Annotated in this window: 25 protein-coding genes; 10 read left to right on the top strand and 15 right to left on the bottom strand. The window is 62.6% G+C overall.

The window, feature by feature from the left end:
* Nucleotides 1-135: 135 nt before the first annotated feature.
* The 10 genes from hisC to NGM28_RS10895 all read right to left on the bottom strand — a co-directional run bounded on the left by hisC (nt 136) and on the right by NGM28_RS10895 (nt 8,062).
* Nucleotides 136-1,182, bottom strand: a complete 1,047-nt coding sequence (gene hisC / locus NGM28_RS10850; RefSeq protein ID WP_240065625.1) for a histidinol-phosphate transaminase — start codon at nt 1,180-1,182, stop codon at nt 136-138.
* A 2-nt stretch (nt 1,183-1,184) separates the two neighbouring features.
* The gene (gene hisD, locus NGM28_RS10855; RefSeq protein WP_240065624.1) at nt 1,185-2,507 is read right to left on the bottom strand and encodes a histidinol dehydrogenase; all 1,323 of its coding nucleotides are present in this window, start codon (nt 2,505-2,507) and stop codon (nt 1,185-1,187) included.
* A gap of 126 nt (nt 2,508-2,633) precedes the next feature.
* The gene (gene hisG / locus NGM28_RS10860) at nt 2,634-3,269 is read right to left on the bottom strand and encodes an ATP phosphoribosyltransferase (RefSeq protein WP_011532429.1); all 636 of its coding nucleotides are present in this window, start codon (nt 3,267-3,269) and stop codon (nt 2,634-2,636) included.
* 92 nt (nt 3,270-3,361) lie between these two features.
* Entirely contained in the window at nt 3,362-4,627 is a 1,266-nt protein-coding gene (gene murA / locus NGM28_RS10865) for a UDP-N-acetylglucosamine 1-carboxyvinyltransferase (protein ID WP_011532428.1), read from the bottom strand.
* Nucleotides 4,628-4,650: 23 nt separating this feature from the next.
* Nucleotides 4,651-4,890 (bottom strand): BolA family protein, encoded by a 240-nt coding sequence (locus tag NGM28_RS10870; RefSeq protein WP_011532427.1) that lies wholly within the window; start codon nt 4,888-4,890, stop codon nt 4,651-4,653.
* 118 nt (nt 4,891-5,008) lie between these two features.
* Nucleotides 5,009-5,311: an STAS domain-containing protein gene (locus NGM28_RS10875; RefSeq protein WP_240065623.1), complete on the bottom strand. Its 303-nt coding sequence runs from the start codon at nt 5,309-5,311 to the stop codon at nt 5,009-5,011.
* Nucleotides 5,308-5,961, bottom strand: a complete 654-nt coding sequence (locus NGM28_RS10880; protein ID WP_252090131.1) for an MlaC/ttg2D family ABC transporter substrate-binding protein — start codon at nt 5,959-5,961, stop codon at nt 5,308-5,310. The genes NGM28_RS10875 and NGM28_RS10880 overlap by 4 nt, the downstream gene beginning before the upstream one ends.
* Before the next feature lie 9 nt (nt 5,962-5,970).
* Nucleotides 5,971-6,456 (bottom strand): outer membrane lipid asymmetry maintenance protein MlaD, encoded by a 486-nt coding sequence (gene mlaD / locus NGM28_RS10885; protein WP_011532424.1) that lies wholly within the window; start codon nt 6,454-6,456, stop codon nt 5,971-5,973.
* Nucleotides 6,456-7,253: a lipid asymmetry maintenance ABC transporter permease subunit MlaE gene (gene mlaE, locus NGM28_RS10890; protein WP_213659746.1), complete on the bottom strand. Its 798-nt coding sequence runs from the start codon at nt 7,251-7,253 to the stop codon at nt 6,456-6,458. The genes mlaD and mlaE overlap by 1 nt, the downstream gene beginning before the upstream one ends.
* Nucleotides 7,253-8,062, bottom strand: a complete 810-nt coding sequence (locus tag NGM28_RS10895; RefSeq protein ID WP_011532422.1) for an ATP-binding cassette domain-containing protein — start codon at nt 8,060-8,062, stop codon at nt 7,253-7,255. Before NGM28_RS10895 ends, mlaE begins: the two co-directional genes overlap by 1 nt.
* A 235-nt stretch (nt 8,063-8,297) precedes the next feature.
* Between NGM28_RS10895 and NGM28_RS10900 the strand changes: the two genes are divergently transcribed.
* The 10 genes from NGM28_RS10900 (at nt 8,298) to NGM28_RS10945 (ending at nt 15,297) form a co-directional block, all read left to right on the top strand.
* Nucleotides 8,298-9,272, top strand: a complete 975-nt coding sequence (locus NGM28_RS10900) for a KpsF/GutQ family sugar-phosphate isomerase (RefSeq protein ID WP_252090132.1) — start codon at nt 8,298-8,300, stop codon at nt 9,270-9,272.
* On the top strand, nt 9,273-9,797 hold the full coding sequence (locus NGM28_RS10905; protein WP_240065620.1) for a KdsC family phosphatase: 525 nt from the start codon (nt 9,273-9,275) through the stop codon (nt 9,795-9,797). It begins immediately after the preceding gene.
* An 8-nt stretch (nt 9,798-9,805) separates the two neighbouring features.
* A complete protein-coding gene (lptC, locus tag NGM28_RS10910) occupies nt 9,806-10,378 on the top strand; it encodes an LPS export ABC transporter periplasmic protein LptC (protein WP_252090133.1) in 573 nt (190 codons plus the stop codon).
* Entirely contained in the window at nt 10,365-10,889 is a 525-nt protein-coding gene (gene lptA / locus NGM28_RS10915) for a lipopolysaccharide transport periplasmic protein LptA (RefSeq protein ID WP_011532418.1), read from the top strand. Before lptC ends, lptA begins: the two co-directional genes overlap by 14 nt.
* Nucleotides 10,890-11,615, top strand: a complete 726-nt coding sequence (lptB, locus tag NGM28_RS10920; protein ID WP_252090134.1) for an LPS export ABC transporter ATP-binding protein — start codon at nt 10,890-10,892, stop codon at nt 11,613-11,615.
* 172 nt (nt 11,616-11,787) lie between these two features.
* On the top strand, nt 11,788-13,284 hold the full coding sequence (locus tag NGM28_RS10925) for an RNA polymerase factor sigma-54 (protein WP_240065618.1): 1,497 nt from the start codon (nt 11,788-11,790) through the stop codon (nt 13,282-13,284).
* 78 nt (nt 13,285-13,362) lie between these two features.
* Entirely contained in the window at nt 13,363-13,671 is a 309-nt protein-coding gene (hpf, locus tag NGM28_RS10930; RefSeq protein WP_011532415.1) for a ribosome hibernation-promoting factor, HPF/YfiA family, read from the top strand.
* Between the two features lie 11 nt (nt 13,672-13,682).
* Entirely contained in the window at nt 13,683-14,147 is a 465-nt protein-coding gene (gene ptsN / locus NGM28_RS10935) for a PTS IIA-like nitrogen regulatory protein PtsN (RefSeq protein ID WP_252090135.1), read from the top strand.
* 2 nt (nt 14,148-14,149) lie between these two features.
* Complete coding sequence (rapZ, locus tag NGM28_RS10940; RefSeq protein WP_240065617.1) at nt 14,150-15,004, top strand: RNase adapter RapZ; 855 nt, start codon at nt 14,150-14,152, stop codon at nt 15,002-15,004.
* Nucleotides 15,005-15,024: 20 nt separating this feature from the next.
* A complete protein-coding gene (locus tag NGM28_RS10945; RefSeq protein WP_011532412.1) occupies nt 15,025-15,297 on the top strand; it encodes an HPr family phosphocarrier protein in 273 nt (90 codons plus the stop codon).
* Nucleotides 15,298-15,422: 125 nt separating this feature from the next.
* Here NGM28_RS10945 and NGM28_RS10950 read toward each other — a convergent pair whose 3' ends face one another.
* Genes NGM28_RS10950 through NGM28_RS10970 form a run of 5 tightly spaced genes read right to left on the bottom strand, consistent with a single transcriptional unit; the run spans nt 15,423 to nt 19,189 of the window.
* Complete coding sequence (locus NGM28_RS10950) at nt 15,423-16,316, bottom strand: ZIP family metal transporter (RefSeq protein ID WP_252090287.1); 894 nt, start codon at nt 16,314-16,316, stop codon at nt 15,423-15,425.
* A gap of 11 nt (nt 16,317-16,327) precedes the next feature.
* The gene (locus tag NGM28_RS10955; protein ID WP_252090136.1) at nt 16,328-16,939 is read right to left on the bottom strand and encodes a superoxide dismutase; all 612 of its coding nucleotides are present in this window, start codon (nt 16,937-16,939) and stop codon (nt 16,328-16,330) included.
* Nucleotide 16,940: 1 nt separating this feature from the next.
* On the bottom strand, nt 16,941-17,402 hold the full coding sequence (locus NGM28_RS10960) for a DUF2753 family protein (RefSeq protein WP_252090137.1): 462 nt from the start codon (nt 17,400-17,402) through the stop codon (nt 16,941-16,943).
* Between the two features lie 16 nt (nt 17,403-17,418).
* Nucleotides 17,419-18,795, bottom strand: a complete 1,377-nt coding sequence (locus tag NGM28_RS10965; RefSeq protein WP_252090138.1) for a class II fumarate hydratase — start codon at nt 18,793-18,795, stop codon at nt 17,419-17,421.
* Nucleotides 18,788-19,189 (bottom strand): FagA protein, encoded by a 402-nt coding sequence (locus NGM28_RS10970; protein WP_240065612.1) that lies wholly within the window; start codon nt 19,187-19,189, stop codon nt 18,788-18,790. The genes NGM28_RS10965 and NGM28_RS10970 overlap by 8 nt, the downstream gene beginning before the upstream one ends.
* Nucleotides 19,190-19,281: the final 92 nt, after the last annotated feature.

The following is a 19,281-nucleotide window of genomic DNA, read 5'->3' on the forward strand; positions in this document are numbered from 1 at the left end:
GTCAGCGTCCATATAGCAAATGGATATGCCCACAACATGAAAAACCACCACCAACAACAACAACAAGGGCGAATTGAAACGTAACCAGATACGCCCCAACCCGCCCTTCAGTCAAACGCTCAAACCAACCACCACTTAAAGCGCATCAAGCAACGCCTGGTTCATCTCCGGCGTCCCAATCGTAATCCGCAGGAACTGCGCAATCCGCGCCTGCTTGAAGTGCCGCACAATCACCCCCTGCTCCCGCAGCCGCGCCGCGATCCCCGCCGCATCCTGCGAAGGATGACGAGCAAAGATGAAGTTCGCCGCCGAAGGCAGCACCTCGAACCCACGTGCCACCAACTCAGCGACCAACACCTCCCGGCTTTCGATCACCTTGCGGCAGGTCTCGTCGAAATACGCACGGTCCTCGAACGCCACCGCCGCGCCAACGATCGCCATGCGATCCAGCGGGTAGGAGTTGAAGCTGTTCTTGATCCGCTCCAGCGCCTCGATCAGGTCCGGATGCCCCACCGCCAACCCCACCCGCAGCCCCGCAAGCGAGCGCGACTTGGACAGAGTCTGGGTCACCAGAAGGTTGTCGTAGCGGTTCACCAGGCTGATGGCCGTCTCACCGCCAAAATCGATGTAGGCCTCATCAACCACCACCACCGAATCACGGTTCGCCTGCAACAGCTGCTCCACCGCCTGAAGCGGCAGCAGGCAACCCGTCGGCGCGTTAGGGTTGGGGAAAATGATCCCGGCATTGGGCTTGCTGTAGTCCGAGACCTGGATCTGGAACTGCTCATCCAGCGGCACCTGCTCGAACGCAATGCCGTACAGGCCGCAATACACCGGATAGAAGCTGTAGCTGACGTCGGGGAACAACAGCGGCCCACGAGTGTGCTGGAACAGGCCGTGGAAGATGTGCGCCAGCACCTCGTCCGAGCCATTGCCGACGAACACCTGCGCAGGCGTTACACCGTAGTATTCGGCAACCGCCTGCTTGAGCCGGTCACCGTTCGGGTCCGGGTACAGGCGCAGGTTGTCGTTCAATTCACCCCGCATGGCCTCCAGCGCCTTGGGCGACGGGCCATAAGGGTTCTCGTTGGTGTTGAGCTTGACCAGCCGCGCCAGCTTGGGTTGCTCGCCGGGCACATAAGGGACGAGGTCCTTGACGAAGGGACTCCAGAAACGACTCATGCTCAGTTCCCCTTCTCGTTGAGGATGCGGTATTCGGCGCTGCGCGCGTGGGCGGTCAGCGATTCGCCACGAGCCAGCACCGACGCGGTGTGGCCCAGTTCGCTAGCCCCTTGCTCGGAGCAGAAGATGATCGACGAACGCTTCTGGAAGTCGTACACACCCAACGGCGAAGAGAACCGTGCGGTACCAGAAGTCGGCAACACATGGTTAGGGCCGGCGCAGTAGTCGCCCAGCGCCTCGCTGGTGTGGCGGCCCATGAAGATCGCACCGGCGTGGCGGATCTGCGGCAGCCAGGCCTGCGGATCGGCCACCGACAGCTCCAGGTGTTCGGGGGCGATGCGGTTGGCCACCTCGATCGCCTGCTGCATGTCGCGCACCTGGATCAGCGCGCCACGGCCATTGATCGACTTCTCGATGATCTCGGCACGCTCCATGGTGGGGAGCAGCTTCTCGATGCTGGCGGCAACCTGGTCGAGGAAGGCGGCATCCGGGCTGACCAGGATCGCCTGGGCGTCTTCGTCGTGCTCGGCCTGGGAGAACAGGTCCATGGCGATCCAGTCCGGATCGGTCTGGCCATCGCACACGACAAGAATCTCCGACGGGCCGGCGATCATGTCGATCCCGACCTGGCCGAACACATGGCGCTTGGCGGTGGCGACGTAGATGTTGCCCGGACCGACGATCTTGTCCACCTGCGGCACGCTCTCGGTGCCATAGGCCAAGGCCGCTACGGCCTGCGCGCCACCGACGGTGAAGACCCGATCAACCCCGGCGATGCAGGCCGCAGCCAGCACCAATTCGTTGACCTCCCCACGCGGCGTCGGGACCACCATCACCACTTCGGACACACCGGCTACCTTCGCCGGAATGGCGTTCATCAACACCGACGACGGGTACGACGCCTTGCCGCCCGGTACATACAGGCCAGCACGGTCCAGTGGCGTGACCTTCTGGCCCAACACGGTGCCGTCGGCCTCGGTGTACTGCCAGGAGTCCTGCTTCTGCCGCTCGTGGTAGATACGCACACGGTTGGCAGCCTTCTCCAGGGCTTCGCGTTGAACCGGGGTGATGCGGGTCAGGGCCAGCTCCAGGCGAGCGCGGTCGAGAATCAGGTCATCGATGGATTTGGCATCGACACCGTCGAAACGCTGGGTGAACTCCACCAGCGCCGCATCGCCGCGCTCGCGCACGGCCTTGATGATATCGAGCACGCGCTGGTTGACCGCGTCATCGGACACGCTTTCCCAGCTCAGCAGATGATCCAGATGTCGGGCGAAATCCTGGTCAGCGGCGTTGAGACGGGCAATTGCAGTGGACACGGTCATGGCGAGGGCCTCGTTATTAGCGGATGTTCAGGCGCCCTAAAGCTACCACTCCATCCGCGCGGGCACCTGAGAAAGAAGGCTATGACGCGGATAGACGGGCGCGACAGCAGAGGTCGCGCGCAGAGGTCAGCCGCGGTGTCGTGATTCGACGGCGTTGCGCAGGGTGTCGATCAGGCTCTGGATACGGGCGTGCTGCATCTTCATGGAGGCCTTGTTGACCACCAGGCGCGAGCTGATCGTGGCGATCAGTTCTTGCGGCTCGAGGCCGTTGGCCCGCAGGGTGTTGCCGGTGTCGACCACGTCGATGATCTTGTCGGCAAGGTTGATCAGCGGTGCCAGTTCCATGGAACCGTACAGCTTGATGATATCGACCTGGCGGCCCTGCTCGGCGTAGTAGCGCTTGGCTACGTTGACGAACTTGGTGGCCACGCGCAGGCGGCCCTTGGGCTCGGGCGCCCCGGTCACACCAGCGGTCATCAGCTTGCACTGGGCGATCTGCAGGTCCAGCGGCTCATACAGCCCCTGGCCGCCGTATTCCATCAGCACGTCCTTGCCTGCCACCCCGAGGTCGGCGGCGCCATGCTCGACATAGGTCGGCACGTCGGTAGCACGCACGATGAGCAGGCGTACGTCATCCTGCGTGGTGGGGATGATCAGCTTGCGGCTCTTGTCCGGGTTCTCGGTGGGAACGATACCGGCTTCAGCCAGCAACGGCAGGGTGTCGTCGAGAATGCGGCCTTTTGATAGCGCGATGGTCAACATGGGAAACGTCGGTCCTTAAGCAGCTATAGCCGGCCGGGCCATGGGCCCGACCGCATACGATTCGGCTGGCGCGTCCCTGCGCCGGTCACAGACTAGCCCGGTACGCGGCGGATCTTGGCGCCGAGCATCTGCAGTTTTTCCTCGATGCACTCGTAACCACGGTCGATGTGGTAGATGCGATCGATGAGCGTGTCACCTTCGGCGACCAGGGCCGACAGCACCAGGCTGGCGGAAGCGCGCAGGTCGGTGGCCATCACTGGAGCGCCCTTGAGCGCCTTGACGCCAGTGACGATGGCGGTGTTGCCTTCGACCTGGATCTGCGCGCCCATGCGGTGCATCTCGTACACGTGCATGAAACGGTTTTCGAAGATGGTCTCGATCACCGCGCCAGTGCCTTCGGCGATGGCGTTGAGCGAGATGAACTGCGCCTGCATGTCAGTGGGGAACGCCGGGTACGGCGCGGTACGCAGGTTGACGGCTTTGGGCCGCTTGCCGTGCATGTCCAGCTCGATCCAGTCTTCGCCGGTGGTGATGTCGGCACCAGCTTCCTTGAGCTTCTCCAGGACGGCTTCGAGAATGGTCGGATCGGTATCCTTGACCTTGACGCGGCCGCCGGTCACGGCAGCGGCGACCAGGTAGGTGCCGGTCTCGATTCGGTCGGGCATGACGCGGTAGGTTGCCGAGGCCAAGCGCTCCACGCCATCGATGGTGATGGTGTCGGTACCGGCGCCCTGAACCTTGCCGCCCATGGCATTGATGAAGTTGGCCAGGTCGACCACTTCCGGCTCGCGCGCGGCGTTCTGCAGTACGCTGCGGCCCTTGGCCAGCGCGGCGGCCATCATGATGTTCTCGGTACCGGTCACACTCACGGTATCGAAGAAGAAGTGCGCGCCACGCAGGCCGCCTTCCGGGGCCTTGGCCTTGATGTAGCCGCCCTCGACCTCGATCTTCGCGCCCATGGCTTCCAGGCCACGGATGTGCAGGTCGACCGGACGCGAGCCAATGGCGCAACCACCTGGCAGGGCCACTTCGGCCTCACCGAAGCGAGCGACCATCGGCCCCAGCACCAGGATCGAGGCGCGCATGGTCTTGACCAGCTCATAAGGAGCAACCAGGGTCTTGATGGTGCGCGGGTCGATCTCCACCGCGAGCTTCTCATCGATCACAGGCTCGATGCCCATGCGACCGAACAGCTCGATCATGGTGGTGATGTCGTGCAGGTGTGGCAGGTTGCCCACGGTGACCGGACCGTCGGCCAGCAGGGTCGCCGCCAGGATTGGCAATGCGGCGTTCTTCGCGCCGGAAATGCGGATTTCGCCGTCGAGGCGCGGGCCGCCAGTGATAATCAGTTTGTCCATACGTCTCTCGCCGCCAAGTTGGCTCAGGTGCGCTCAGCCCAGGCTGCGCTGCTGAAGAATTTCATGGTTACCGCGTGAATGCTGCCGTTCGAGATCCACGGATTGAGGTGAGCATAGATCGCCTGTTGACGCTTGACCGGGCTCAGGCCGGCCAGCTCGTCGCTGATCACGTTCAACTGGAAGTTGCAGCCTTCGCCTTCAACTTCGACCCGGGTTCCCGGCAATTTCTCTTCCAGAAAGCTTTTGACTTCTACGGCCTGCATGCTCAACCTCGATCGGCGCCCAACGCGCGCGGGTCGGCCATCATACAAAAAAGCCCCTCGCCTGCGAAGCCCAAGACGGGGCGCACTGACCGAGGGGCTTTCACCTTGCGGCAGGCCATCAGCCCGCCAGTACCTCATCGAGGTCATAGACCTCGGCAATTTCCCGCATGTCGTCAGGCATGCCGCGCAGCTCGCAGGCCTTGCCGGCCGCCTGGGCGTCACGCATGAAGGCCAGCAGCAGCGACAGGCCGACGCTGCTGGACTTCACCACGGCGGTGCAGTCCAGCACCAGGCGGGCCTCGCCGCTGGCGGCGATCAACGCCTTGCCCTGCTTGCGCAGGGCCGGGCCGCTGCGGTAGTCCAGCACGCCGGCCAGGCGCAGGACGCCAGGCTCGGCCATGCTCACTGCGGCATCGCTCATTTGACTTCCTTGTCCGGCGAGTTGTCGGCGGTCTGCTTGGCCTTGGCCACTTCGCCGGCCCAGCCGTCGATGGTCTTGTCGAGGTTGTTGCCGTTACGCTGCATGGCGTCCTGGAACTGGTCGCGGAACAGTTTGCCGATGTTGATGCCGTTGACGATGACGTTACGCACCTTCCACTCGCCGCCGATCTTCTCCATGGTGTACTGCACCGGGTAGACCGCACCGTTGGTGCCGGTGATCTTCATGCCGACGCTGGTGCGGTCGCCATCCTCAGCCTTGGCTGGGTCTACGACGATGCCCTGGTTGTTGTACTCCAGCAGCGCATTGCCATAGAACTGCATCAGGCTGCGCTTGAAGTTCTCCTGGAAGCGCTGCATCTGCTCAGGCGTGGCCTTGCGCGAGTACTTGACCGTCATGATGCTCTTGGAGATGCCGTCGGCATCGACCACCGGGCCGAGGTTGTCGTTGAGCGCCTTGTAGAACGCCTCGGGGTTGGCCTTGTACTGCTCTTTGTTGGCTTTCAGGTCGCTCAGCAGTTGAGTGGTAGTGCCCTGGATGACGTCGCGGGCAGACTGCCCAGGCGCTGCCATGCTCAGCAGGGGGAAGGCCGCCAACAGCACCAGCAGGCCACGTCGCAGGATCGAAATCATGGGAACTCCTTAATTAGCCGGTTGAGCTTCTTTCGGTTCCTTGCCCACGGAATTGAGCAGGAACTTGCCGATCAGATCTTCCAGCACCAGCGCCGACTGGGTGTCGTGAATGGTGCTGCCATCCTTGAGAACCGCTTCTTCGCCGCCGACGCTGATGCCGATGTACTTCTCGCCCAGCAGGCCAGCGGTCAGGATCGAGGCCGTGGAGTCGGTCGGCAGGTTGTCGACCTGCTTGTCCAACTGCAACGTGACCCGACCGGTATACGAATCACGGTCCAGATCGATGGCCGTGACCTTGCCGATGGTCACGCCAGCCATGGTCACTTTGGCTCTGACCGTCAAACCGGCGATATTGTCGAAATACGCATAAACTTTGTACGTGTCGCTGCTCGGGCTGGCCGACAGCCCGCTGACACGCAGGGCCAGCAGCAGCAGCGCCAGGATCCCGGCCAGGAGGAACAGGCCGACACCGATTTCCAGGGTGCGGTTTTGCATCAGAAATCTCCAAACATCAAGGCGGTCAGAATAAAGTCCAGACCCAGGACTGCCAATGAGGCATAAACCACGGTCTTGGTGGTGGCACGGCTGATCCCTTCTGAAGTGGGCTCGCAGTCGTACCCCTGGAATACGGCGATCCAGGTAACGACAAAGGCGAACACCAGGCTCTTGATTAGCCCGTTGATCACGTCGTCGCTGAAAGAAACGCTGTTCTGCATGTTGCCCCAGAACGAACCGTCGTAGACGCCCAGCCAGTCGACGGCGACCCACGAACCGCCCCAGATGCCGACCACACTGAAGATCAGCGCCAGCAACGGCAGCGAAATGAAACCGGCCCACAGGCGCGGGGCAACGATGTACTTGAGCGGGTCGACACCGATCATCTCCAGGCTCGACAACTGCTCGGTGGACTTCATGTTGCCGATCTCGGCAGTCAGCGCGGAACCCGCGCGCCCGGCGAACAGCAAGGCGGTCACCACCGGCCCCAGCTCACGCAGCAGCGTCAGGGCAACCATCTGCCCCACGGCCTGTTCCGAGCCGTATTTGGTGAGGATGCTGTAGCCCTGCAGCGCCAGCACCATGCCGATGAACACGCCGGACACGACGATGATCGCCAGCGACAGCACGCCGACCGAGTAGAGCTGCTTGACCAGCAGCTGGAAGCCACCGCCGATGCCGCCACGGCCACTGAGCGCATGCCCCAGGAACAGGCACGAGCGCCCCAGCACCGCGAGCACGTCGATGGCCGAACGGCCGAACAGACGGATACGTTCGAGTAAGGATTTTCTGCGCATCAACGCGCCCCCAGCAGATCGGCGCGATAGTCAGGCGCGGGAAAATGGAATGGCACCGGACCGTCCGGGTCACCCTTCATGAACTGGCGGATACGCGGGTTGTCCGACCCCATCAGCTCGTCCGGCGTGCCCTGCCCCAGTACCTGCCCATCACCCACCACATAGATGTAGTCGGCGATGCTGGCGGTTTCCGCCAGGTCGTGGGAAACCACGATGCTGGTGATCCCCAGGGCATCGTTGAGCAGGCGGATGAGACGGACCAGCACACCCATGGCAATCGGATCCTGGCCGACGAACGGTTCGTCGTACATGAGGATCTGCGGATCGAGGGCGATCGCACGGGCCAACGCCACACGGCGCTTCATGCCGCCGGACAATTCGTCGGGCATCAGGTCGATGGCACCACGCAGCCCCACCGCCTGCAGTTTCATCAGGACGATGTCGCGGATCATCTCGTCCGACAGCTGCGTGTGCACGCGCAACGGAAAAGCGACGTTCTCGAACACATCGAGGTCGGTGAACAGCGCGCCGCTCTGGAACAGCACGCCCATGTGCTTGCGCGCGTCGAACAGGTCGCTGCGCGACAACGCGGGCAGGTTCTGCCCGTTGACCCAGACTTCGCCGCCTGTGGGGCGCAACTGCGCGCCCATCAGGCGCAGCAAGGTGGTCTTGCCGCACCCCGAAGGCCCCATGATGCCGGTGACCTTGCCGCGGGGAATACGTATGTCCACGTTGCTGAAAATGCTGCGCGAACCGCGCTTGAAGGTGACGCCCTTCAACTCGACCGCGTAGGCGCTATCCACACTCATCTAGACTCCTTGCTAGTGCAGCCTCGCACTAATGGACGTTCACCTTCATCGTGAAGGCACACGCGTCCCTGGCAGGCCGAATAGCGGCGAACTATAGCACCGCTGGCAGGCCCTTCCCAAGGGCGTCAAACGTTCCATTCAGGGTGCTGACAGCTATATGTGACATTCGAAGGATGAGCGTTTCACACATTGCGGCTATAATCGCCGCCTTTTCATCAGGCATTGCGTTTTCGACATGAGCCAATCCAGCGAGCTGATCCACTCCGCCCAGCGCACCCTGCGTCTGGAACTCGAGGCCGTAGAGGGCCTGCTGGCCCGTATCGACGGCAACTTCGTCAAGGCTTGTGAGCTGATCCTGGCCAGCAAGGGACGCGTCGTGGTGGTCGGCATGGGCAAGTCGGGGCACATCGGCAACAAGATCGCCGCCACCCTCGCCAGCACCGGCACCCCTTCGTTCTTCGTGCACCCGGCCGAGGCCAGCCACGGTGACATGGGCATGATCACCCGTGACGATGTCATTCTTGCCCTGTCCAACTCCGGCAGCACCGCCGAGATCGTCACCCTGCTGCCGCTGATCAAGCGCCTGGGGATCCAGATGATCAGCCTTACCGGCAACCCGGACTCACCCCTGGCGCAAGCGGCCGAGGTCAACCTCGACGCCCGCGTGGCCCAGGAAGCCTGCCCGCTCAACTTGGCCCCCACCTCTTCCACCACCGCCGCGCTGGTGCTGGGCGACGCACTGGCCATCGCCCTGCTGGAAGCACGCGGCTTCACCGCCGAGGATTTCGCCTTCTCGCACCCGGGCGGCGCACTGGGCCGACGCCTGCTGCTGAAAGTCGAGAACGTGATGCATTCGGGCGAGGAGCTGCCACAGGTGCAACGCGGCACGCTGCTCAAGGATGCCCTGCTCGAGATGTCCCGCAAGGGCCTGGGCATGACCGTGGTCCTGGAAAACGACGGCAAGCTCGCCGGCGTCTTCACCGACGGCGACCTGCGCCGCAGCCTCGACCGCAGCATCGATATCCACAAGACCCTCATCGACGAGGTCATGACCGTCCACGGCAAGACCGCCCGCGCCGAGATGCTCGCCGCCGAAGCGCTCAAGATCATGGAAGACCACAAGATCAGCGCGCTCGTGGTTGTCGACCGCGAAGACCGCCCGACCGGCGCCCTGAACATGCACGACCTGTTGCGTGCCGGAGTGATGTAAATGAACCAGGACCTCATGCAACGCGGCAAGGCCATCAAGCTGGCGGTGTTCGACGTCGATGGCGTGCTCACCGACGGCCGCCTGTACTTCCTCGAGGATGGCAGCGAATTCAAGACCTTCAACACCCTCGATGGCCAGGGCATCAAGATGCTCATGGCCTCGGGCGTGACCACCGCGATCATCAGCGGGCGCAAGACCCCCGTGGTCGAGCGCCGGGCGAAGAACCTGGGCATCCCGCACCTGTTCCAGGGCCGCGAGGACAAACAGGTGGTGCTCGACGGCCTGCTCGCCGAACTCAACCTAAGCTATGAACAGGTCGCCTATCTTGGCGACGACCTGCCCGACCTGCCGGTGATCCGCCGGGTGGGCCTGGGCATGGCGGTGGCCAATGCCGCGCCGTTCGTTCGCCAGCACGCCCACGGCGTGACCCAGGCACGCGGCGGTGAAGGCGCCGCCCGCGAGTTCTGCGAACTGATCATGCAGGCCCAGGGCACCCTGGACGCTGCCAACGCCAACTACCTGTAAGGCCGCCCATGTTCAGCAAGAAACTTCGTAATGTTGTGCTGTTCGGCGTGATTGCCGCAGTGCTGGCCGCCGTCGGCTATTGGAACGTCAGCCCGGAAAGCTTCCTCGACCAGCCCACCGCCCAGGTCGACGAAAGCGCCATCGACTATTACGCGATCAATGCCCACAGCGTGCAGTTCCTGCCGGACGGCAAGCTGCAGTACGAGATGACCGCCGACAAGGTCGAACACCTCAAGGCCAGCGAAGTCACCCTGGTGACCACGCCCGACCTGCACATGTACCGCGGCACCGCGTACCCGTGGCACGTGCAGAGCAAACGCGCCGAGGTCAACCCGGACGGCACCGAGGTCGAACTGATCGATGACGTGCGCGTGGCGCGCACCGACGAAAAGCAACGCGAAACCATCATTACCAGCACCCGCATGACCGTGTTCCCGCAGAAGCAATATGCGCAGACCGAGCAAGCCGTTAGAATCGACGGCGCCGGTGGCACGACTACGGGCAAAGGAATGAAAGCGTATTTGAAAGAAGGCAGGATGGACCTGCTCTCTAACGTAAGAGGACAGTATGAGGCTCGTTAAAACCATCCCCCTTCTGCTCAGCCTGGGTGTAGCACTGGGAAGCGCGAGCGCCTTCGCCCTGCCGAACGACCGTGACCAGCCGATCCGCATCCAGGCGGACAACGCCCACCTGGACGACAAGCAAGGCGTGGCCACCTACACCGGCGACGTGATCATCACCCAAGGCTCGATGATGATCAAAGGCAACACCGTGACCATGACCCGCGCCGCTTCCGGCGACATCGACGTGGTCACCTCGGTGGGCAACCTGGCCTATTTCGAGCAGCAGCAGAGCGCCGCCAAGCCCGACAAGATGAAAGGCTGGGCCGTGACCATCCAGTACCAGGCGCAGAAGGACATGGTGATTCTTACCGACCGCGCCAAGGTCGAGAACGAAGGCAACACCACCGAAGGCGAGAAGATCGTCTACAACACCAAGACCCAGGTGGCGACCGCCGGTCGCGGTGGCAACGTGACTGCACCACGTCAGCGCATCGACATGGTCATTCAACCGAAGAAAAAGGCCGAGTAAATGGCAACCCTCAAAGCCCAGCACCTGGCCAAGAGCTACAAGGGCAGGCAGGTCGTTCGCGACGTCAGCCTGTCCATCGACAGCGGCCAGATCGTCGGCTTGCTCGGCCCCAACGGCGCCGGCAAGACCACCTGCTTCTACATGATCGTGGGGCTGGTCCAGGCGGATCAAGGCCGCGTCCTGATCGACAGCCTCGACGTCAGCCACCAGCCCATGCATGGCCGCGCGCAAGCAGGCATCGGCTATCTACCGCAGGAAGCCTCGATCTTCCGCAAGCTATCGGTGGCCGACAACATCATGGCGATCCTCGAGACCCGCAAGGACCTCGACCGCGACGGCCGGCGCAAAGAACTGGAAAGCCTGCTGCAGGAGTTCCACATCAGCCACATCCGCGACAACCTGGGCATGAGCCTCTCCGGTGGCGAACGCCGTCGTGTCGAAATCGCCCGCGCCCTGGCCACCGCGCCCAAGTTCATCCTGCTGGACGAACCCTTTGCCGGCGTCGACCCGATCTCCGTGGGCGACATCAAGCAGATCATCCACCACCTCAAGAACAAGGGCATCGGCGTACTGATCACCGACCACAACGTTCGCGAAACGCTGGACATCTGCGAGACCGCCTACATCGTCAACGACGGTCAACTGATCGCCGAAGGCGATGCCGAGAGCATCCTGGCCAACCAGCTGGTCAAGGAAGTCTACCTGGGCCACGAGTTCCGCCTCTGATCCAGGGCCTGCCCGGAGCACTGGCAAACACGCCCGGGACGGGCTTAAGTGTAACAGTGCTCTAGGCAAACGCTGCAATTTCAGGCATATAACTTGCTTAAAATCGGCGCCCAAGCGCCCTACGTAGTGGATGGCGCATGTGCGCCGGCGAACAAGGTATTAAGCCCCTGCCATGAAACCATCGCTCGTCCTAAAAATGGGCCAGCAACTGACGATGACCCCGCAGTTGCAACAGGCCATCCGTCTGCTTCAGCTCTCCACCCTGGACCTTCAGCAGGAAATCCAGGAAGCGCTGGAATCCAACCCGATGCTCGAACGTCAGGAAGACGGCGACGATTTCGACAACAGCGACCCGATGGCGGACAACGCCGAGAACAAGCCGGCCACCGAAGTCCAGGACAACAGCTTCCAGGAAACCAGCAGCAGCAGCGCGGAAACCCTGGAAGATGGCGAGTGGGCCGAACGAATCCCCAACGAGTTGCCGGTCGACACGGCCTGGGAGGACATCTACCAGACCAGCGCCAGCAGCCTCCCCAGCAATGACGACGACGAGTGGGACTTCACCACCCGCACCTCGGTCGGCGAGAGCCTGCAGAGCCACCTGCTGTGGCAACTGAACCTGGCGCCGATGTCGGACACCGACCGCCTGATCGCCGTCACCCTGATCGACAGCATCAACGAGCAAGGCTATCTCGAAGACTCGCTCGACGAAATCTGCGCCGGCTTCGACCCAGAGCTCGATATCGAGCTGGATGAAGTCGAAGCGGTACTGCACCGCATCCAGCAGTTCGAACCCGCCGGCATCGGCGCCCGCTCGCTGGGTGAGTGCCTGCTGCTGCAATTGCGCCAGTTGCCGGCCTCGACGCCCTGGATGAGCGAAGCACAGCGCCTGGTCACCGACTTCATCGACCTGCTCGGCAGCCGTGACTACAGCCAGCTGATGCGCCGCATGAAGCTCAAGGAAGACGAACTGCGCCAGGTCATCGAACTGGTGCAGACACTCAATCCGCGCCCCGGCTCGCAGATCGAATCCAGCGAGCCGGAATACGTGGTCCCGGACGTCATCGTGCGCAAGGACAGCGAGCGCTGGCTGGTCGAGCTCAACCAAGAGGCCATTCCGCGCCTGCGCGTCAACCCGCAGTACGCCGGGTTCGTCCGTCGCGCCGACACCAGCGCCGACAACACCTTCATGCGCAACCAGTTGCAAGAGGCACGCTGGTTCATCAAGAGCCTGCAGAGCCGCAACGAGACGCTGATGAAGGTGGCGACGCAAATCGTCGAACACCAGCGCGGCTTCCTCGACCATGGCGACGAAGCCATGAAGCCCCTGGTGCTGCATGACATCGCCGAGGCGGTGGGCATGCACGAGTCGACCATTTCCCGGGTCACCACGCAGAAGTACATGCACACGCCGCGTGGCATCTACGAACTGAAATACTTTTTCTCGAGCCACGTGAGCACCGCCGAAGGCGGCGAATGCTCGTCCACGGCGATCCGCGCGATCATCAAGAAACTGGTGGCGGCGGAAAATCAGAAAAAGCCATTGAGTGACAGCAAGATCGCTGGTTTACTGGAGGCACAAGGCATCCAGGTAGCCCGTCGCACCGTCGCCAAGTACCGCGAGTCGTTGGGGATCGCCCCGTCGAGCGAGCGCAAGCGACTGATGTAGCCCCCGGATGTGCCACAGCGTTTCAGTGGCAGGTGCAATACCTGCCTCTTTATGCACGGGCAACAAAGGAGAAGCTGTATGCAAGTCAACATCAGTGGACAGCATGTAGAAGTCACCCAACCACTGCGCGATTATGTGCTTGAAAAGCTCGCCCGGGTGGAGGGTCATTTCGACAAGATCACCAATGCAACGGTGATCATGAAAGTCGAGAAGCTACAGCAGAAGGTTGAAGCCACACTCCAGATACCCGGTGGCGAAGTGGTCGCCAACGCCGAACACCAAGACATGTATGCAGCGATCGACGCCCTGGCTGACAAGCTCGACCGCCAACTGAAAAAACACAAGGAAAAACAGCAAAGCTTGCTGCAAGGTGCAGCCGCCCGCTGATCCCCTCATCCATGATCCGACTTGAAACCATCCTGACCCCCGGCCGTTCCCTCGTGAACGTGCCGGGTGGCAGTAAAAAGCGCGCCCTGGAAAAGGTCGCCAACCTGATCGCCGAGCAAGTACCCGAGCTGAAGGTGCAAGACGTCTTCGAAAAACTCGTCGCTCGTGAAAAACTGGGCTCCACCGGCTTCGGCAATGGCATCGCCATCCCCCACTGCCGGCTCGAAGGCTGCACCGCGCCCGTCAGCGCCCTGCTGCATCTGGACGCCCCCATCGATTACGACGCCATCGACGGCGCCCCGGTCGACCTGCTGTTCGTCCTGCTGGTCCCGGAAGCCGCCACCGATGCCCACCTTGAACTGCTGCGCCAGATCGCCAGCATGCTCGATCGCAAGGAGGTTCGCGATCGCCTGCGCGGCGCCGCCAGCAACGAGGCTCTGTACCAGGTAGTCCTGGACGTGCAGAACGAGGCCTGACCATGCGCCTGATCATCGTCAGCGGTCGCTCCGGCTCCGGCAAGAGCACCGCCCTCGACGTACTGGAAGACAACGGTTACTACTGCATCGACAACCTGCCCGCCGGGTTGCTGCCGCAGTTGGCGGAAAACGCACTGATCAACACCGAGCTGCAGCAACCCAAGGTGGCTGTTTCGATCGATGCGCGTAACCTGCCCAGCCACCTGACCCGCTTTCCAGAGCTACTGGAAGAAGCGCGTAACCGTCATATCCAGTGTGACGTGCTTTATCTGGACGCTGACGAAGACACGCTGCTCAAGCGCTTTTCCGAAACCCGCCGCCGCCACCCGCTGACCAATGCCAATCGCTCGCTGGCCGAGGCGATCCGGGTGGAGAGCGAGCTGCTGGGGCCGATCGCGGACCTCGCCGACCTGAAGATCGACACCACCAGCCTGAATCTTTACCAGCTGCGCGACTCGATCAAGCTGCGCCTGCTCAATCAGCCGGAACCTGGCACCGCATTCCTCGTCGAGTCGTTCGGTTTCAAGCGCGGCATGCCCGTTGATGCCGACCTGGTGTTCGACGTGCGCTGCCTGCCCAACCCTTACTGGAAGCCGGAACTTCGCGAACATTCCGGGCTCGAACAGCCGGTGATCGACTATCTGGCTGCGCAGCCGGATGTCGAGGAAATGTTCCAGGATATCTCCACCTACCTGCTCAAATGGTTGCCACGCTTCGCCGCCAGCAATCGTGCCTATGTCACCATCGCCATCGGCTGCACTGGCGGCCACCATCGCTCGGTGTACATCACCGAACGGCTGGGCCAGTTGCTCCAGCAATCCCTGAAAAACGTCCAGGTCCGCCACCGCGACCTCTAGCCCACAGGATCCGCACCACGATGCCCGCCCGCGAAATCACCATCATCAACAAGCTGGGCCTGCACGCCCGGGCGGCCGCCAAGTTCGTCGGCGTGGCCGGGCGCTTCCCCTGCCAAGTGCGCGTCGGGCGCGCACCGGACAAACTGGTGGATGGCAAGAGCATCATGGCCGTGATGATGCTGGCAGCCGGCAAGGGCACCCAGGTGCACCTGGCCACCGAAGGCGAGCAGGATAACGATGCCATGGATGCGCTGGTGGCACTGATCAACAACTTCTTTGACGAGGGTGAGTGAAACGCCCTTCCCTCTGTAGGAGCGGCTTTAGCCGCGATGCAGGCAACACGGTATCTGGCACCCGCTACGCGGGTGATCGCGGCTAAAGCCGCTCCTACAGAGATCGTGCCAAATCAGCAGAGGTTTCACGACATCGCGGTATCCATCACCATCATCAGGCAGAACCCGACACACAGCCCCAGGCTCGCCAACCGGTGATGACCATTGCTGCGTGACTCCGGGATGATCTCCTGAGTTACCACCAGCAGCATCGCCCCCGCCGCACAGGCAAGCCCCAGCGGTAGCAGCAACTCGGCGATATTCACCAGCCAGGCGCAGATCACCGCGGCCAGCGGCTCGACCAACCCGGACGCGGCTCCGATCAGGAAAGCCTTGAAGCGCGGCATGCCCGCCCCTGCCAACACCAGGGCAATCACCAACCCTTCCGGTACATCCTGCAGGGCAATGCCCATGGCCAGGCTGTCGGCATCGGGCATGCCACCTCCAGCGGAAACACCTATGGCCATGCCTTCGGGAATGTTATGGGCAATGATGGCGATGACGAACAGCCAGATCCGTGCGGCAATCACCGGCTGCTGCTCGGTGCCAACCAATGCCTCCGGCGAGGCACCGGAGACCTTCAGGTCGACCAGGAACAGGCACAGCGCCCCGAACAGCAAGCCGCTGCTGATCAGACCACCCGCCCCCCACGGACTGAAACCAACCGCTTGGGCGGCGTCCAGCCCGGGGATGATCAGGGAAAACGCCGTGGCCGCCAGCATCACCCCCGCGCCAAAGCCCAGTAGCGTGTCAGCCAATGCCACCGGCATGTTGCGAATGACCAGCACCGGTACCGCCCCCAACGCCGTCCCCAATGCGCACAGTGCTCCACCCTCCAGGGCGCGCAACATGCGGGGCTCCAGCTCCAACCAGGCAATGCCACGGGCCGCGAGCAATGCCGCGCCAACCAGCAACAGCAAGGTCCCCAGCGCCAGGCGGAACAGGCGCACACTGCTGACAGACACCACCTGCGAGCGCATACCGGCCTGACTCACTTCAAGGCTTCAAGGTAGCGACGCTCCACTTCGGACCAGTCGACCACATTGTAGAAGGCACCGATGTATTCCGGGCGTCGGTTCTGATATTTCAAGTAATAGGCGTGTTCCCAGACATCCAGGCCGAGGATCGGTGTATTGCCGTGCATCAACGGGCTGTCCTGGTTGCCGCTGCTCTCAACCACCAACGTGTTCTTCGGTGTGACACTGAGCCAGGCCCAACCGCTGCCGAAACGGGTCAGCGCAGCCTTGGTGAACGCCTCCTTGAACGCGGCATAACCACCAAGCTGATCATCGATGGCCTTTGCTACCTGCCCCTGGGGCTGTCCGCCGCCCGTGGGCGACATGACCGTCCAGAACAGGGTGTGGTTGGCATGACCACCGCCTTGGTTGATCACCGCGCCCTGCAGTTTCTCGGGCAATTGCTTGACCGCTGCGACCAGTTGATCCACCGGCCAGTCGGCCCACTCGCTGCCCTCGAGGGCGGCATTGAGGTTGTTGATGTAGGTCTGGTGGTGCTTGCTGTGGTGGATCTCCATGGTCTGGGTGTCGATGTGCGGTTCCAGTGCAGCGTAGGCGTAAGGCAATGCAGGCAAGGTGTGGGACATATCAGTGAATTCCGTAGGCTGTTGTGCTGTGAGTGGTTTCCGCTTGCGCGACCAGTTCGCTGGCCACCGGCGCCTGGCGATGGAGCAGGCGCTCGGTACGCGGGTACTGCCCGTACTCGGCGATGAAACTCAGCAGTTCGGTGTAGGTCCGCCCACTGTGGCGCAGCGCGGCGTCGCGCAGCGCCTGGGGCAGGCGTTGCTCCTGGATGGCCTGGAGCAGCCGCTGGTGGGCGGCGCACAGGTAATCGGCGCTTTCATGCGGCTGATTCAGACGCAGGTGCAGGTCGGCCAGGTTGTGGTGGGCGATGACCAGCGCGGCCACCGCCTCGTCGACGTCATGCCAGCGCTCGAACAGCACCTGGGCCAATGCCAGCGCTTGCAGGTAGTGTTCCCGGGCATCGACCAGCTCGCCTTGTTCGAACAGCTGGTTGGCGATCTGCGTGGTGCGTCTCCAGTGCTGCATGACGTGCCTCCTGGGCTCAGATGCCGCCGGCGGTGAGTTTTTCCGGATCCAGCAGGGCTTCGAGCTGATCGCGCGACAGGTCGGTATGCTCCAGTGCCACGTCGATGATCGGGCGGCCCTGCTTGTAGGCGGTCTTGGCGATCTCGGCGGCCTTGAGGTAACCGATGATCGGGTTCAGCGCGGTGACCAGGATCGGGTTGCGCGACAGCGCCTCTTTGAGCTTGCCTTCGTTGACCTTGAAGCTGGCGATGGCCTTGTCGGCCAGCAGACGGCTGGCGTTGGCCATCAGCTCGATGCTTTCCAGCAGGTTGCGGGCGATCACCGGCAACATCACGTTCAGCTCGAAGTTGCCCGACTGCCCCGCCACGGCGATGGTGGCGTCGTTGCCGATGACTTGCGCGGCAACCATGGCAGTAGCCTCCGGGATCACCGGGTTGACCTTGCCAGGCATGATCGAGGAGCCCGGCTGCAAGCCCTGCAGCTCGATTTCACCCAGGCCGGCCAGTGGGCCGGAGTTCATCCAGCGCAGGTCGTTGGCGATCTTCATCAGTGCCACCGCAGTGGTCTTGAGCTGGCCCGACAGTGCCACGGCAGTGTCCTGGGAGCCGATCAGGGCGAACAAGTTCTGGCCCGGCGTGAACTCGATCTTGGTCAAACCGCTCAGCTGACGGGCAAAGCCTGCCGCGAATTGTGGGTGCGCGTTGATCCCGGTTCCCACCGCGGTTCCGCCTTGGGCCAAGGCCTGCAGGCTCGGCAGGGTGGACTCGATATGCGCCAGGGCGCCCTTGATCTGTGCGGCCCAACCACCGAGCACTTGGCTCATGCGCACCGGCATGGCGTCCATCAGGTGGGTGCGGCCGGTCTTCACGTACTGATGCACTTCGACAGCTTTGGCATCGATCACCTGGACCAGATGACGCAAGGCGGGCAGCAACTGTTCATGCAAGGCCAGGGCAGCACTGACATGGATGGTGGTGGGGATGATGTCGTTGCTGCTCTGGCCACAGTTGACGTGGTCGTTGGCATTGACCAGTTCGCCCAGCACACAGCTGGCCAGGGTGGCGATCACTTCGTTGGCGTTCATGTTCGAGCTGGTGCCGGAGCCGGTCTGGAACACATCCACCGGGAAATGCCGAATGAAGTCCTCGGCCAACAGTTGCTCCACGGCCTTGACGATCGCACCACCCTGCCCTGTGCTCAGTTGCCCCAGCTCGATATTGGCCTTGGCCGCTGCTGCCTTGGCCAGCAGCAGTGCGCGGATGAATTGCGCCGGCATCGGCTGGCCGCTGATCGGGAAGTTGTCGACCGCGCGCTGGGTCTGGGCGCCATACAGGGCCTGGGCCGGCACCTGCAATTCACCCATGCTGTCGCGCTCGATACGGGTATCACTCATCTTCAAGTCCTTGCATCAGTTCTTCGGGAGAGATCGACGGCAGCAGCACGCAATTGGCGAGCTGCATCGCGTAGGGTTGCCAGCGTTGGTTGTGTGCGCGGCGATCGAGGGTGCGCAGGTCGAGCAGTGGGCGCCAGGCCTGGTCCAGGCACAGGCAGCGCCAATGCCAGGGCAGCATGCGGTCGCAGGCGGTATCCAGCAGCAGGCGGAAGGAGGTCAGGGCCACGGTCCAGGGCGAGGTTTCGGTACAGCACACCAGGTAGCGGCCTTCGGCCAGGTAGTGCTCGATCAGGCGCGGCTCATCAGGTTCGAGGGCGCAACGGATGCGCCGGCTGAGCCAGCGCCAGTTTTCCAGGTAGGGCAGTTCGTGGAGAACGGATTTCATGAACGTCATCGCCAGGTTACTGGGTAATGATATTCATTATTAGATGATAATCAGAATCACTTCAAGCTTGCCGCGATAAACAAATAAGCCGGCTCGATGGC

This window comes from Pseudomonas sp. MWU13-3659, assembly GCF_023757525.1.
Taxonomy (GTDB): Bacteria; Pseudomonadota; Gammaproteobacteria; order Pseudomonadales; family Pseudomonadaceae; genus Aquipseudomonas; species Aquipseudomonas entomophila_E.